14 protein-coding genes are annotated in these 13,853 nt (G+C 68.4%); 5 read left to right on the plus strand and 9 right to left on the minus strand.

Translation table 11 applies throughout. The features are described from left to right. Positions 1-87: 87 nt before the first annotated feature. Positions 88-2,316 (plus strand): serine/threonine-protein kinase, encoded by a 2,229-nt coding sequence (locus ACFVIV_RS07170; protein WP_379193894.1) that lies wholly within the window; start codon positions 88-90, stop codon positions 2,314-2,316. Positions 2,317-2,339: 23 nt separating this feature from the next. On the opposite strand, the gene ACFVIV_RS07175 is transcribed toward ACFVIV_RS07170, so the two are convergent. From ACFVIV_RS07175 to ACFVIV_RS07210, 8 genes are all read right to left on the minus strand, one after another. Continuing rightward, the gene (locus tag ACFVIV_RS07175; protein WP_379193895.1) at positions 2,340-2,801 is read right to left on the minus strand and encodes a DUF1707 and DUF4190 domain-containing protein; all 462 of its coding nucleotides are present in this window, start codon (positions 2,799-2,801) and stop codon (positions 2,340-2,342) included. Between the two features lie 117 nt (positions 2,802-2,918). Then, the gene (locus ACFVIV_RS07180; RefSeq protein WP_379193896.1) at positions 2,919-3,299 is read right to left on the minus strand and encodes a DUF5313 family protein; all 381 of its coding nucleotides are present in this window, start codon (positions 3,297-3,299) and stop codon (positions 2,919-2,921) included. 69 nt (positions 3,300-3,368) lie between these two features. After that, entirely contained in the window at positions 3,369-3,830 is a 462-nt protein-coding gene (locus tag ACFVIV_RS07185; RefSeq protein ID WP_379193897.1) for an SRPBCC family protein, read from the minus strand. 76 nt (positions 3,831-3,906) lie between these two features. Further along, entirely contained in the window at positions 3,907-4,866 is a 960-nt protein-coding gene (locus ACFVIV_RS07190; RefSeq protein WP_379193898.1) for a CopD family protein, read from the minus strand. Further along, entirely contained in the window at positions 4,863-5,399 is a 537-nt protein-coding gene (locus ACFVIV_RS07195) for a copper resistance protein CopC (protein WP_379193899.1), read from the minus strand. The genes ACFVIV_RS07190 and ACFVIV_RS07195 overlap by 4 nt, the downstream gene beginning before the upstream one ends. Next, positions 5,396-6,046, minus strand: a complete 651-nt coding sequence (locus tag ACFVIV_RS07200; protein WP_379193900.1) for a YcnI family protein — start codon at positions 6,044-6,046, stop codon at positions 5,396-5,398. The genes ACFVIV_RS07195 and ACFVIV_RS07200 overlap by 4 nt, the downstream gene beginning before the upstream one ends. A gap of 44 nt (positions 6,047-6,090) precedes the next feature. Next, positions 6,091-6,591 (minus strand): hypothetical protein, encoded by a 501-nt coding sequence (locus tag ACFVIV_RS07205; protein ID WP_379193901.1) that lies wholly within the window; start codon positions 6,589-6,591, stop codon positions 6,091-6,093. Between the two features lie 139 nt (positions 6,592-6,730). Further along, on the minus strand, positions 6,731-7,372 hold the full coding sequence (locus ACFVIV_RS07210) for a DUF6474 family protein (protein WP_379193902.1): 642 nt from the start codon (positions 7,370-7,372) through the stop codon (positions 6,731-6,733). A 222-nt stretch (positions 7,373-7,594) separates the two neighbouring features. Here ACFVIV_RS07210 and ACFVIV_RS07215 point away from each other — a divergent pair, with 222 nt between their 5' ends. The 3 genes from ACFVIV_RS07215 (at position 7,595) to ACFVIV_RS07225 (ending at position 11,788) form a co-directional block, all read left to right on the plus strand. Then, positions 7,595-9,244, plus strand: coding sequence for a TM0106 family RecB-like putative nuclease (locus ACFVIV_RS07215; protein WP_379194204.1), 1,650 nt, complete (start codon positions 7,595-7,597; stop codon positions 9,242-9,244). Then, entirely contained in the window at positions 9,241-11,196 is a 1,956-nt protein-coding gene (gene htpG, locus ACFVIV_RS07220) for a molecular chaperone HtpG (RefSeq protein ID WP_379193903.1), read from the plus strand. Before ACFVIV_RS07215 ends, htpG begins: the two co-directional genes overlap by 4 nt. 391 nt (positions 11,197-11,587) lie before the next feature. Further along, entirely contained in the window at positions 11,588-11,788 is a 201-nt protein-coding gene (locus ACFVIV_RS07225; protein ID WP_033085228.1) for a cold-shock protein, read from the plus strand. Between the two features lie 197 nt (positions 11,789-11,985). Here ACFVIV_RS07225 and ACFVIV_RS07230 read toward each other — a convergent pair whose 3' ends face one another. Beyond that, positions 11,986-12,753, minus strand: a complete 768-nt coding sequence (locus ACFVIV_RS07230) for an SDR family NAD(P)-dependent oxidoreductase (protein WP_379193904.1) — start codon at positions 12,751-12,753, stop codon at positions 11,986-11,988. 165 nt (positions 12,754-12,918) lie between these two features. On the opposite strand from ACFVIV_RS07230, the gene ACFVIV_RS07235 reads away from it, so the two are divergent. Further along, positions 12,919-13,830 (plus strand): SDR family NAD(P)-dependent oxidoreductase, encoded by a 912-nt coding sequence (locus tag ACFVIV_RS07235; protein WP_379193905.1) that lies wholly within the window; start codon positions 12,919-12,921, stop codon positions 13,828-13,830. The last annotated feature ends 23 nt before the right edge of the window (positions 13,831-13,853 follow it).

Below are 13,853 nucleotides of genomic sequence, written 5' to 3' on the forward strand. Positions count from 1 at the left end.
GCGTAGTTGGTGAAGCAATCCGGGTGCGATCAACGATTGAACGGCTGAGAATTGATCCGCACGTACACGCCGGTCGCAGGGGAGGGCATGAATGTGGAGCCGGCCATAGATTCCGACGCTGTCGATGAGACCCGCTCGCTGCTGACCGCGCTCACCGCCCGGTTCACCGCGGCGTGGGAGGCCGCGGGCGCGCCGCCGGAGCTGGCCGAATTCCTGCCGGATGCACCGGAGTTGCGCCGGTTGTGCCTGATCGAGCTGATCAAGATCGATCTCGAGTATCGGTGGATTCGCTACGACTTCCCGAAGCGGCTGGCCGAATACCGCCTGGAATACGACGAACTGCGCTCCGGGCCGCTGCCGCCGGATCTGGCCTACGAGGAATTCCACGCCCTGCGCCGCTCCGGCCGCGGCCTGGACCACAGCGGCTTCCCCACCGAGGCCGCCTCCACCGAGATCGAATGGGATCAGCGCGACTACCGCAGCACCCTCATCGCCCGGCCGCAGGCCCGCGCCGCCCTCGACGTCATCGAGGTCGGCGATCGGGTGGACGATTTCGACCTGCTCGTCGAATTGGGCAGCGGCGCCTTCGCCCGCGTCTTCCTGGCCCGGCAGCGGTCCATGCAGCGGCTGGTGGCGGTGAAGATCTCGCAGAATCACGGCACCGAATCCGAGACCCTCGCCCAGCTCGACCACGAGAACATCGTGCGCGTCTTCGATCAGCGGCTGATGGCCGAGCACGAACTCAAGCTGATGTACATGCAGTACCTGCCGGGCGGGACGCTGTCGCGGCTGCTGAGCCTGGTGCGCGAGCGCCCGCCCGAGCAGCGCTCCGGCGCGCTGCTATTGGAGGCCGTCGACCGCGCCATGCGGGACAAGGGCGGGCTGGTGCCGAGCGAATCCGCCGCCCGCGCCGGCGTCGCCGCGCGCAGCTGGCCGGAAACCGTGGCCTGGCTGGGCAGCCGCCTCGCCCGCGCGCTCGACTACGCCGCCGCCAACGGCGTGCTGCACCGGGATATCAAGCCCGCCAATGTGCTGCTCACCGCCGACGGGATTCCCAAGCTCGCCGACTTCAATATCAGCTTCAGCCTGCACGTGGCCGGGACCAGCCCGCTGGCCTACTTCGGCGGATCCCTCGCCTACATGTCGCCCGAGCAGCTCGCGGCCTGCCATCCGCACCTGCCCGCCAGCGCCGAGGATCTGGACGGCCGCAGCGATATCTACGCCCTCGGCGTGGTGCTGTGGGAACTGCTCACCGGCCGGCGCCCCTTCGACGACGAATCCCGGGCGGGCGATTCGGAATCCTCGCTCGAACGCATGCTGGAATTGCGGCGGCGCGAACTGGATACCGCGCAGCAGTCGCTGCTGCCACCGGACTGCCCGCCCACGCTGCGGCGCGTGCTGCTGAAATGCCTGGCTCCGAATCGGGAGGACCGCTGGGCCACCGGCGCGGAACTGGCCCGGCAGCTGGATCTGTGCCTGGATCAGCGCGCCCGGGATCTGGTGGATCCGCCGGCGGGCAGCTGGCGCGCCAAGGCCGGACCGTGGTCATTGCTGGGCATCATCACCCTGGCGAGTGCGACCGGCGGCATTCTCGGGGTGCTCTACAGCAATCTGCACAGCAGCCCGCTGTTCGACGCCTGGATACCGCACGACGAGCAGCTGCGATTACAGAACATCAGCGGACTGTTCGGGCTGTTCACCACCGTGCTGGTGCTGATCGTCACGAACTTCATGTGCCGCAAGGCTTTTCTGGTGTGGCGCGGCCTGCAGCGCGGTCAGCGCTACGATCCGGCCGAGCTGGCCGCGGCCCGCCGCGACACGCTGGTGGACGGTGACCGGGTGGCGTGGGCCGCCTTCGCGGGCTGGTTGCAGCATGCGGTGCTGACGCCGTTCATCCTGCTGGCCTATACCGATCTGTCCGTGCCGCAGGTGCTGCACTTCGCCTCGACCCTGCTGGTCGCGGGCACGGTGGCGGTGGCCTACCCGTTCTTCCTGATCACCTTCTTCATCGTGCGCTGCATCTATCCGGCCCTGCTCATCCATGGCGAGACCACCGATGACGACCGTGATCTGCGCGCCCTGAGCCGGCGCTGCACCCGCTATCTCGCGGTGGCGGCCTCGATTCCGCTCATTGCCGTGGTCACCGGATTCATGGCGCTGCGGCCGGATGAGGTGTCGCTGGTCATCGAGCCCATGAAGTGGCTGTGCCTGGCGGGCGTGCTCGGATTCCTCGGCGACTATTGGCTTTTCCGGCAATTGGAGGCGGATCTGCGCGCGTTCGAGCGCACCGTGGCGGAGCGCCCAGAACTCGGGTGACGCGCCCGGATCCCGGGATGGGCTCAGAGAAAGAACCACATCCCGTACACCAGCATCCACGCCGCGCCGAGCGCCACGCCGCCGATGGCGAGACCCTTGTCCTCCCGCTGCGAATCCAGTGCCAGCGCCACCGACCCCAGCGCGATGGCGGGCAGCGCGGTGATGCCGCAGGCGATCCCGAACATGCCCAGGATGAAGGCGGCGATCCCCATGCCATTGGACCTGCGCGGTGGCCCGGGCGGTTGCGGGCCGTAGAGCATCGGCGTATTCGGATAGATGGCCGGTCCGAGCCGGACCGCCGGCAATCCGGTCATGACGTGTTCCAGATCGCCGTAGGTCTTGGCATTGAGCGCCAACCCGATTCGATCGGATAGTTCGTCGGCGTCGATGCGCCCCTCGGTGAAGCACTGTTTGAGCGCTTCGACCACCCGATCCCGATCGTCATCCCCCGCGCGGAAATGTGCGGCGGCCCAGTGAGGTTCCATCTGGCTCTCCCACGAACCCGAAGCAACAAATGTCTTCCCACCGAGCGTATGCCGCGAACGGGCGCGCCGCCGCAACCGAGAGCGGAACCACAGAGATCGTTCAGGCTCGGCGCCGAATCAGGCGCGGCCGTGCCGCCGTTCGTAGGCAGTGCGGTCGGCGGCCTCACGGGTGCGCCGATCGATATCGGCGAGTGCGGGATCCAGGCCGTGCTTGATGAGCCGATGCCGGCGGTAGACGTACATGAGCGCGGCGGTGAAATAGATGAGCGGAATGTAGAGCAGCGCCATCATGGCCAGCCCCATCCACGTCGGCCCGGGCAGCAGCAGGAACAGGCAGAGGACCGGAATGATCGGAACGAGAATCCGCAGCAGATAGCGGCGGGTCGCGCCGGGCCCGGTCAGATCCTCGAGGACCCAGTCCCGCATGCTCGGCGGGAGGGTGCGGCCCCAGACGTAGCCGATCCGTTCGAGCGGATTCGGCGTGGCGCGTTCGGGCATGTGCCCAGGATCCCCGGTGCCGCGACGGGGGACAACTCCGGGGGTCGGCGCCATTGACGACCCCGTGGCTCAGGCGCTGGCGCGGGCGGCGTGGAAGGCGGCGACCTGGGTGACCAGGTTCTTGGTGGAGCCCTTCACGGCCAGTTTCACGAACGGTTCGATGGTCTTGCCGAGCACCTTGCCCGCGAGACCGCCCGGGACCTTGTAGTCCACGATGGCGTCGATGGTGCAGGATTCCTCGCCCTTGTCGTGGAAGAGGAAGGTGGATTCGATCTCGAATCCCTTGATGGACTTCACTCCGATGGCCACGCCCGGTTCGTGCCGCACGATCTTGATGGTCGAGTGCAGCGTGACGGGACCGAGTGCGATGGTGCCGTCGAAGGTGGCGTCCACGCCCTCGGTCTGCTCGGTGAGCGGGGTGAAGGCGCTGATCTCATTGATGAATTTCGGCAGGTGCCGGTAGTCGTTGACATAGGCGAAGGCGGATTCGGCCGAGGCGGCGCAGTCCGCGACGATCTTGACTTCGGTCATGCGCAGAACTGTAACGTGTTCTAATTCGGTATGCCTCTCACAGCAGCGGGGGAGAGGCGCAGATCACGCGGTTCGCTCACGCGGTGACGGCCAGCGTCGCGGCCAAGCCGAACACTACCGCCATTGCCAGCACTTCGGAAATCGCACGGCGCAACGAGGATTCGGCGGTCATGCGATGATCGGCCGCCCGCGGCACCCAGCGGGTGCGCCACCACCAGCCCAGCCCCAGCAGCACGGCCAGCAGCAGGGTCTTCGCCAGCAGGATGCGGCCGTAACCGGTGGTCGCCAGGGCGGTGAGACCGCCGACCCGGATCAGGCCGTTCAGCACGCCGGTCAACGCCACCGCCGCCGCCAGCGGCAGCGCCCACGCCGAATACCGGGGCAGCAGCACCGCCCACTCACCCCGGGTGCGGACCGTCAGCGCCAGCGCCAGCAGCAGCCCGAACCAGGCCGAGGCCGCGAGCGCGTGCACGGCCGCCAGCACCGAACCGAACATCTGCTGCGACATGTGCCCGGTGATCGGCCGCAGCGCCACCGTCACCGCGGCGAACACCAGCACCAGATCGACGGTGGCGCGGTCGGGATTGCGATACGCGAACGCGCTGTAGACCGCCACCGCACCGCAGCCGATGAGAATGGCGATGCCGATCTGCCCGCCGCTCACCGTGGTCAGATACTCGCCGAACTGTCCCGCGCTCATGCGCCGCACCGGAATCCCCTGCACCTCCCCGGCTTCCAGCGCCAGCATGGTGAATTCCGTTGCCGCCCAGAGCCCGGCCAGGATGGTGAGCCAGCGCCAGGGCGGGGCCGTCCGCTCGTGCAGGCGCGGCAGCGCGGCCAGGCCGAGCACGGTCGCGCCCGCGCAATCGGCGAGCACCCGGGCGGGCGCCTCCGGCTGCACTGGATCGCTCGCGGCCAGCAGCCAGGCCAGGCCCGCACCGGCCAGGCCGAGCGGGACGACCAGCAGCAGCCAGCGCACTGCGTTGCCGGTCGTCCCGGGTTCCCGGCGGCGATCGGTGCGGTCGGACCGGTTCACTTGCGCCGCTTGCCCTTACCGCCGAACAGGGCGAAGGCCAGGCCGCCGCCGAACAGCACCACCGCGCCCACGATGAACACCCACAGCGGTACGCCGCCGCCGTCGGAACCGCCGGCCTTGGCCGAGGAATCGGCCTTGGGTCCCGGAGTTCCGTTGCCCGCCTTGGTGAGTTCGAACTTGCGGGTGCCGCTGACCGGGTGGCCGTCGGCGGAGGTGACGCGGTAGGCGATGGTGTACTCGCCCACCGGGCCCAGTTCACCGACCTCGATGCTCACCGAGGGGCCCTCGACCAGCGGCTGCCCCTTGGACCACAGATTGCCGTCCGGGCCGGTGACCGTCATGGACGGATAGCTGGCCTGCAGATCCTCGTTGAAGGTGACGCTGACCCGCGCCGGCGCGGCGTCGATCTTGGCCCCGTTCTCCGGGGTGGAGGCGATGGCGGCCGAATGCGCATTGGCCACACCGCCGCCCAGGAAGGCGAAACCGGTGATCAGCAGGCCGGTGATCAGACCGGCGAATACCTTGCGCGTCATGCCTTCTTGCTCCGGATCACGGCGCCCAGACCGAGCGCGGCGCCCAGCGCGCCGAGCGCCAGGCCGATACCGCCCAGCCAGCGGGCGGTGCTGTCCTCGGACTTCTGCTCCGCGGCCGCGGTGGTGCCGACGCTGTGGTCGTCACCGCCATTGCTCGCGGCCAGCGTGAGCGACGGGGCCGGATGTTCCGGTTCGGTGCCGTCGGCCTTCTCCTGCTGATCCCAGTTCACGATCTTGCCGTCGCTGTAGGTCTGGGTGGCGGCGAAGCTCAGGGTCTCCTGCTTGGGCAGCGGGCCCAGCGACAGCACGAAACGCTGGAACTGCCCCGGGCCCACACCCGGATTGCCCGGATCGGCGGTCCAGGTGACCGCGGTGGCCTCGCCCTTGTCATTGCGGTCGACCTTGGCCGACCAGCCCGGCAGCGGTTCGGTGCGCGTCGACTTCAGATTCGGCACCGTGACGGTGAGTTTCGTGGTGGACGCGGTATCGGACTCGGTCGGCACCTTGAACGTGACGACGGAATACCCGCCCTGTTCGGCGCCGGGCGCCTCCACGGTGACATGGGCGGCGGCCACGCCGGCGCCCAGCAGCGTCAGGCCCGCGGTCGCACCGACCGCGACGAGCCCACGCGAAAGAGAGGTGTGCATGGATGGATTGCCTTTTCTGACAAAGGGTTACGGGTGAAGGGGAGTCACATCGCAACCGGTGGCGCCCGCGGCCCGAACCCGCCGCGCACCAACCGCCCGCGCAGGACGGGCGCGGTGTGCGCCCAGCGCGCCGACCCGGCCCGCACCGGAACTCCGGCGGGCCGCGTCGACACCACCCGAAGCGCCTGCGAGACAACCGTATACAGCCGCTCGGCAATCAGGATGAGGAAGGCGAAGGCGATCGCGGCGATGGCGTGCGCCACCGTCATCGCGCCGTCCACGACGAAATCCGCTGCCCCCGAACCGTGCCCGCCGTGAGCGAGGCCGCTCAACGCGACGTGCCCGGCGGGCTGGCCGAGGGCCATCAGCGCGGGCACCGCGGCGGGGGAGTGCCGCACCGGCAGCATGGCCGCCAGCGCGCCGACGGCCGCGGCCGCCAGCAGCAGCAAGGTCAGCCCGGCAGATCCCGGATACCCGCCCCCGGCCCAGCCGTGCGCCGCCACCGCCAGCGCCGCCATGACGGCGCCCGCGAGACAGCCACGCACAGCATTGGATTCGGCTCCGCCGCGCTCCCCGTCGCTTCGGCGGGCGCTCGGCCGGAATGCGCCGCCGTGCCGTGTGCCGACCGTGCCGGGGGTTGCCCCCCGGCCGTCGGCTGCATCGCGGCGGCGCATCGCTGTCGGCTCAGTTCACGCCGAGGCGCGCGAGCACATCGGCTTCGATACCGGAGAGCTCGTTGGAGATGGAGGCGTGCACGGCGCGGCGGCGCTGCACCGGCATCTGGGCGGCGGTGCGGACCGCGGCGGCGAGGCTGTCCAGGCGATCACGCGTGGTGGCGGCGAACTTCTTGACGTCGGTGTCGTTCGGGTTCTTGCGCTCCACCTCGGCGAGGGTGCCCTCCACATTCGCCAGCCGGGCCTGGAGTTTGGCGCCGGGACCGGAGAATTCGCCGAGCTGGTTCACGCCGATGCCCAGCTGCTGCGCCCGCCGGACGTCCAGCTGGCCGCGCACCAGGGTGGCGGCCCGGTAGGCCAGCGGCGCCAGCACCGGCAGCAGGATCCGGGCCACGCCCAGATACTTCTTCACTTGTGCCGGGCTGAACGGATCCCGCTCGGCCTTGGCGGCCAGCTTGAGCGCGGCCTTCTCCTCGGCCTGCAGCTTCGCGATCTCGGCCTTGGCGACCTTCTCCTGGGTGCGCGCTTCGCTGCGATTGCGCTTGCGCTCGTTGCGCGCCCCGAGCTTGGCCTCCATCGCGGCCTTGTGCTTGAGGGCTTTCGCCTCGGCTCGGCGGCTGACCCGCTTCTTGCGCTTGGTGAACAACCCCATAAATGGCCTCCGTCATGCTGGTTCGCCATGGCAGCACAGGGCCGGGGGATATGCCTGTCCGCCCATGTAACACAGTTTGCCCCACCCTATCGGGTCGGAAAGTCACGCTGCGACCGCTCGGTGGTTTCGCCGGAAACAAGTCGCAGTATCAGTGCGGCCACGGACACGCGATGCCGGGGCGGGCGGGGATCGGTGTCGGGGGTTACCGCCATACTGGCGGGTGTGTATTCGGGCATCGGTGACCAAGGCGAGCGGGCCGCGTACCTTGACGCGCGGTCGCTGATCGGGTGCCGGCACCGGTTGTTTCTGGACGCCACGCATCCGGGAGTACTGACCGGGGTCGCGGAGGACGCGGGGGTGCAGCAGCGGCGGGAAGCCGCGGCGGCGCATCGATCGAATGTGCGGGACACGCTGGTCGCGGCAGATCCGGACCGCTGGCTGGTGATCGATCCGGCCCTGTCCGCGGGGCAGCGGGCCGCGGCGACCATGGCGGCCATGGCGGCCGGGGTCGAACGGATCTGGGGCGGGCTGCTGCCGCAGGAGTCCGACACCGGCCGGCGCGGCGGCTGCGAAATCCTGTGGCGCGACGGCGATCGCGGCGGCTACATCCCGGTGATCGTGGTGAACCACAAGGTGAGCGATCCGCGCCAGCCCGATCCGGCGGACTACCACCCGACGACGAGTGGCCTGTACCAGTGGGATCCGCAGCCCGACCGGCACGTGCGCACCCGCCCGCAGCCGCGCGACACCCAGCGGCTCGCGCACCTGTATCGCATGCTGCAGCGGCACGGCTATGCCAGCCCGGCCCTGGTCGGCGGTGCGATCGGCTATCACTTCGACCGTATCCTGGTGCACGATCTCGCCGCCGTCCTCGACGACTACGACGTGCGCTACGCCGACCGCATCGCGGTGGTGCGCGGCGAACTGCCCACGGTCCCGTCCAAAGTGCCCGAATGCCGGCAGTGCCCGTGGTGGACCCGCACCCCGGAGGAGGGCAGGCCCAGCTGCTCGCAGTGGCTGTCCGAGCACCGCGACGTGAGCCTGGTGGCTCCCGGTTCGCGCGCCGAGGTGCTGCGCCGCCACGGTGTGGAGACCATCGACGATCTGGCCGCCTGGACCGGTGACGATCCCGACGACTGGCAGTACGAGCCGTTCACCGAAACCGTTGTGACCGCACGGGCCTGGGCCACCGGCGCACCCCTGGTGCGGCGCGTGGAGCAGGTGCGGGTGCAGCGCGCCGACGTCGAGGTGGACGTGGACCTGGAGAGCTTCCAGGAGCACGGCGCCTACCTGTGGGGCACCCTGCTGGACGGCGTCTACCGCCCCTTCGTCACCTGGGATCCGCTGCCCACCGTCGACGAGGGCCGCTCCTTCGCCGAGTTCTGGACCTGGCTCATGGGCGTTCGCGCCGAGGCCGCCGCGAACGGCAAAACCTTTGCCGCCTACTGCTATTCCCGCACCGCCGAGGACAAGTGGCTCTACGAGTCGGCCCGCCGTTTCGCCGGCATGCCGGGCGTCCCGACCGAGAAACAGGTGCAGCAGTTCGTGGACGGCCCGCAGTGGGTGGACATGTTCCAGGCCGTCTCCGAACAGTTCATCTGCCCGAACGGCAAGGGGCTCAAGAAGATCGCGCCCGTCGCCGGCTTCGCCTGGCGCGACGCCGAGGCCGGGGGAGAGGCGTCCATGGCCTGGTATCGCCTGGCGGTCGCCTATGACGGCGGCGAACCGGACATGTCGCAGCGCACCCGCATCCTGGAATACAACGAGGACGATGTGCTCGCCACGAAGACCTTGCGGGAGTGGATGACCCAGCGGGCCGATGCCGAGGTTCCGGCCATCGCCGATTTCGCGCGTCGTAGTATCGCCTCGTGACCGAACACGTCGAACACCTGGAGTTTCAGGCCGAGACCCATCAGCTGCTGGAGTTGATGATCCACTCGGTCTACTCGAACAAGGACACCTTCCTGCGGGAACTGATCTCGAACGCGTCCGACGCACTGGACAAGCTGCGGCTCGAGTCGTTCCGCGACAAGGATCTGAATGTAGACACCTCCGACCTGCACATCGAGCTGGAGGTCGACAAGGACGCCCGGGTTCTCACCGTCCGCGACAACGGCATCGGCATGTCCCGCGCCGAAGTGGTGGATCTGATCGGCACCCTGGCCAAGTCCGGCACCGCGGAATTGCGCAAGCAGCTGCTGGAGGCCAAGAAGTCGCAGACCGAGGCCGAGGAGCTCATCGGCCAGTTCGGCATCGGCTTCTACTCGACCTTCATGGTGGCGGACAAGGTCACGCTCACCACGCGCAAGGCGGGCGAGACCGGCGGCACCCGCTGGGAATCCAGCGCGGGCAGCTCGACCTACACGATCGAGGAGCTCGACGAGGCGCCGCAGGGCACCGCGGTGTCGCTGCACCTGAAGCCCGCCGACGAGGAGGACCACCTCTTCGACTACACGCTGGAGTGGAAGCTCCGCGAGATCGTGAAGCGGTACTCGGATTTCATCGCCTGGCCCATCCGCATGGATGTGTCGCGCACCGTCATGGACGGTGAGGGCGAGGAGAAGACCGAGAAGGAGATCACCGAGACCCAGACGCTGAACTCCCAGAAGGCCCTGTGGACCCGCCCCAAGAGCGAGGTCTCCGAGGAGGAGTACAAGGAGTTCTACAAGCACGTCTCGCACGCCTGGGACGATCCGCTCGAGATCGTCCCCATGAAGGCCGAGGGCACCTTCGAATACCAAGCGCTGCTGTTCATTCCGAGCCACGCGCCCTTCGACTTGTTCATGCGCGAGCACAAGCGCGGCGTGCAGCTGTACGTGCGCCGGGTGTTCATCATGGACAACTGCGAAGAGCTGATGCCGGAGTACCTGCGCTTCGTCAAGGGCGTGGTGGACGCACAGGACCTGTCGCTCAATGTGTCCCGCGAGATCCTGCAGCAGGACCGGCAGATCCGGGCCATTCGCAAGCGCCTGGTCAAGAAGGTGCTGTCCACGGTCAAGGATCTGCGCGGCGCCGAGGATCAGGAGAAGTACCGGACCTTCTGGCAGGAGTTCGGCCGGGTCCTCAAGGAGGGCCTGCTCTCCGATACCGACAATCGCGAAACCATCCTGCAGGTCTCGTCGTTCGCCTCCACGCACTCCGACACCGAGCTCACCAGCCTGGCCGAGTACGTGGAGCGCATGCCGGAGGGCCAGCAGGCCATCTACTACATGACCGGCGAGTCCCGGCAGCAGATCGAGAACTCCCCGCACATGGAGGCGTTCAAGGCCAAGGGCCGCGAAGTGCTGGTGCTGACCGATCCGGTCGACGAGATGTGGGTGGGCTCGGTTCCCGAGTTCGACGGCAAGCCGTTCCAATCCATTGCCAAGGGCGAGGTCGACCTGGAGACCGAGGACGAGAAGAAGGCCTCGGAGACGCTGCGCGAACAGCAGGAGAAGGATTTCGCCGGCCTGCTCGCCTGGATGCGGGAAGCCCTCGACGCCAGCGTGAAGGAGGTCCGCCTCACCTCCCGGCTGACCACCTCGCCCGCGTGTGTCGTCGGCGACGTGTTCGATTTCACACCGATGCTCGAGCGCATGTACCGGGCCTCCGGCCAGGAACTCCCGGAGACCAAGCGCATCCTCGAGCTCAACCCGGCCCATCCCCTGGTCACCGGTCTGCGCGACGCCTTCGCGAAGGTCGCCGACGAGGATGTCAAGCCCGTTGAACTCGGTGAGACCGCCGAGTTGCTCTACGGCACAGCGGTTCTCGCCGAGGGTGGCGAACTGAAGGACCCGGCGCACTTCGCCAGGATCCTCGCGGATCGCCTCGCGCGGACTCTCTGACTCAGCGAGGCAACATCCTCTGACCTGGATGTTTTTGCGGCCCCCGCGGTTTGGGCGCGGGGGCCGCTACCGCCTCTGGGGTGCGGTCGCAGGCGCGCGACTGCTTCTGGGGTTCGGGGGCGAAGCCCCCGAGAGCCCCCGAGAGGCGGGTTTTGGTCATGCCTCGAATGGCGCAAATGTGACGCTTGTTATCCGTCGTCGATTTCGGGAACTCTTTTGAGACGCGTACGTTGTACGTCTTGGTCGTAAGTTTTTCGTGTTCGTGTTTTACATGCTCGCGCGGAACATTGTGCGGGCGTCGCTTCCTCTTGCCAGGCAAGGAGTAAGCCGCCTTCTGATCGACCGGACCACCGCGACCGCGGTGGTTGAAATGCCTCGTCAGGAGAAGGTAATGGTTCAGGGCACCGTCAAGTGGTTCAACGCGGAGAAGGGCTACGGCTTCATCGCCCGCGAGGACGGCCCCGACGTGTTCGTTCACTACTCGGAAATCGAAGGCAACGGCTACCGCCAGCTCGAAGAGGGCCAGGCCGTGAGCTTCGAGATCACCGAGGGCAAGAAGGGTCCGCAGGCCGCGGCCGTCCGCCCTCACTGAAACAGCGCGGTGACCTAGGGCGCAAGCCCCAACCCGCCTGAAAAACAAGGCCCACACCGGATTCGGTGCGGGCCTTGTCTGCGTCTCAGGGCTTGGGGTGGTTGGCCGGCCCTTCCCTTTCATAGGGGGTCCGGGGGCCTGGCCCCCAGTTCCCCCTTCTCTTCGGGGATTGGGGGCGAAGCCCCCAAGACCCAGCGTCAGCGCGGCGCCATGCGCAGGGCGCCGTCCATGCGGATGGTCTCGCCGTTCAGGTAGTCGTGCTCGGTGATGTACTGCGCCAGCTGCGCGTACTCGTCCGGGCGGCCCAGGCGCGACGGGAACGGCACACCGGCCTCGAGGCCCTTGCGGTACTCCTCGGTGACACCGGCCAGCATCGGGGTGTCGATGATGCCGGGGGCGATGGTGTTCACGCGAATGCCGAACTGCGCCAGGTCACGCGCGGCCGGAATGGTCATGCCGGCCACGCCGCCCTTGGACGCGGAGTAGGCGATCTGCCCGATCTGGCCTTCGAACGCCGCCACGGAGGCGGTGTTGATGATGACGCCGCGCGACCCGTACTCGTCGACCGGATCGGTCTTGGCGATGGCGTCGGCGGCCAGCCGCATGACATTGAAGGACCCGAGCAGGTTCACGGTGATCACCGTGCGGAACAGCTCCAGATCGTGCGGGCCGTTCTTGGACAGGATGCGTCCCGCCCAGCCCACACCGGCGCAGTTGACGACGATGCGCAGCGGCACACCGGATTCGACGACCTTGGCGACCGCGGCGGCCACCTCGTCGGCGCTGGTGACATCGGTCGGAATCAGGGTGACACCGGCGGGGACGCTATCGCCGGCGCGCTCGATGGACTGCGCGAGGTCGAGTCCGAACACGGTGGCGCCCGCGTCGGCGAACCGCTTGGCGGTGGCGGCGCCCAGGCCGGACGCACCTCCGGTGACGATGGCGGCGGAGCCCGAAATCTCCACGGTGATTGGTCCTCTCTGACGTGGACGGCCCTCTCACTGGCCCTCCGTCAATAGGCACCCTAACGGTGGCCCCGTGGGGGGTCATTCGGGGCCGGGGTATCCGCGCGCGAAAGACGACCGTGAAGTTTGCGAACAGAAGTGTTCGTCAGTGGTACTGTCGTCCGCATGAACGCCAGCACGGCCCGACGTTCGCGCCGTGGTCTCCTACGCCCGGCCCCGCTGGTCGCCGGAAAACGCATCCTTATCACCGGGGCCGCACGCGGTTTGGGGGCGAGCCTGGCCCGCCAGCTGCACGCGCACGGCGCCCGCGTCGCCCTGCTCGGCATCGAGGAGGCCCTGCTGGCCGATGTCGCCGCCGACTGTGGTGACGCGCCGTGGCGCTATTGCGACATCGGGGATCCGGCGCAGGTCGAACGCGTCATCAATTCGCTCGCCGAGGAGCTCGGCGGACTCGACGCGGTGGTCGCCAATGCCGGTATCGCCAAACAGCTTCCCCTGCTCGGCGGCGATCCGCTGGTGCTGGAGGAAACCCTCGCCGTCAATGTGCTCGGCGCGTACTACACGCTGCGCGCCGCCGGCCCGCACATCGCGCACCCGGGCGGCTACATCCTGCTGGTGTCCTCCCTGGCCGCCGCCGTCCACCTACCCCTGGCGGGCGCCTATAGCGCGTCCAAGGCGGCCGTGGACGCCCTCGGGCAGACCCTGCGCATCGAATTGCGCCACACCGGAGCCAAGGTCGGCGTCGCCTACTTCGCCGAACTCGACACCGATATGACCAGCCGCGGTTTCGACACCGAGGCCGCCCGCAGCATTCTGGGCCGCAGCACGGTCTCCGGCATCGCCCCGCTCGGCCCGGCCATCGACGCCATGGAACGCGCCCTGGCCCGTCGCTCCCGCCGCGTGGTCTCCCCGTTCTGGGTGGGCATGGTGCTGAATTTCCGCGCGATCAGTCAGCGCATGATCGAATACTCCTTGCGCAACGGCGTCGCCCCCGGCCTGGATATCGCCCGGACCGAGCGGACGGCCTTCACGACGGAGCAGCCGGCCCGGCAGCGCAGAATGAGGAAGCTCGCCTAACCGTCCCCGCCCAACGGAGTCCC

Source organism: Nocardia sp. NPDC127526, from assembly GCF_042672265.1.
GTDB lineage: Bacteria > Actinomycetota > Actinomycetes > Mycobacteriales > Mycobacteriaceae > Nocardia.

Bases quoted from the DNA above. Each gene is read 5' to 3' on its own strand.
- ACFVIV_RS07170 (WP_379193894.1), top strand. From the start codon at position 88: ATGAATGTGGAGCCGGCCATAGATTCCGACGCTGTCGATGAGACCCGC.
- ACFVIV_RS07175 (WP_379193895.1), bottom strand. From the start codon at position 2,801: ATGGAACCTCACTGGGCCGCCGCACATTTCCGCGCGGGGGATGACGAT.
- ACFVIV_RS07180 (WP_379193896.1), bottom strand. From the start codon at position 3,299: ATGCCCGAACGCGCCACGCCGAATCCGCTCGAACGGATCGGCTACGTC.
- ACFVIV_RS07185 (WP_379193897.1), bottom strand. From the start codon at position 3,830: ATGACCGAAGTCAAGATCGTCGCGGACTGCGCCGCCTCGGCCGAATCC.
- ACFVIV_RS07195 (WP_379193899.1), bottom strand. From the start codon at position 5,399: ATGACGCGCAAGGTATTCGCCGGTCTGATCACCGGCCTGCTGATCACC.
- ACFVIV_RS07200 (WP_379193900.1), bottom strand. From the start codon at position 6,046: ATGCACACCTCTCTTTCGCGTGGGCTCGTCGCGGTCGGTGCGACCGCG.
- ACFVIV_RS07210 (WP_379193902.1), bottom strand. From the start codon at position 7,372: ATGGGGTTGTTCACCAAGCGCAAGAAGCGGGTCAGCCGCCGAGCCGAG.
- ACFVIV_RS07225 (WP_033085228.1), top strand. From the start codon at position 11,588: ATGGTTCAGGGCACCGTCAAGTGGTTCAACGCGGAGAAGGGCTACGGC.
- ACFVIV_RS07235 (WP_379193905.1), top strand. From the start codon at position 12,919: ATGAACGCCAGCACGGCCCGACGTTCGCGCCGTGGTCTCCTACGCCCG.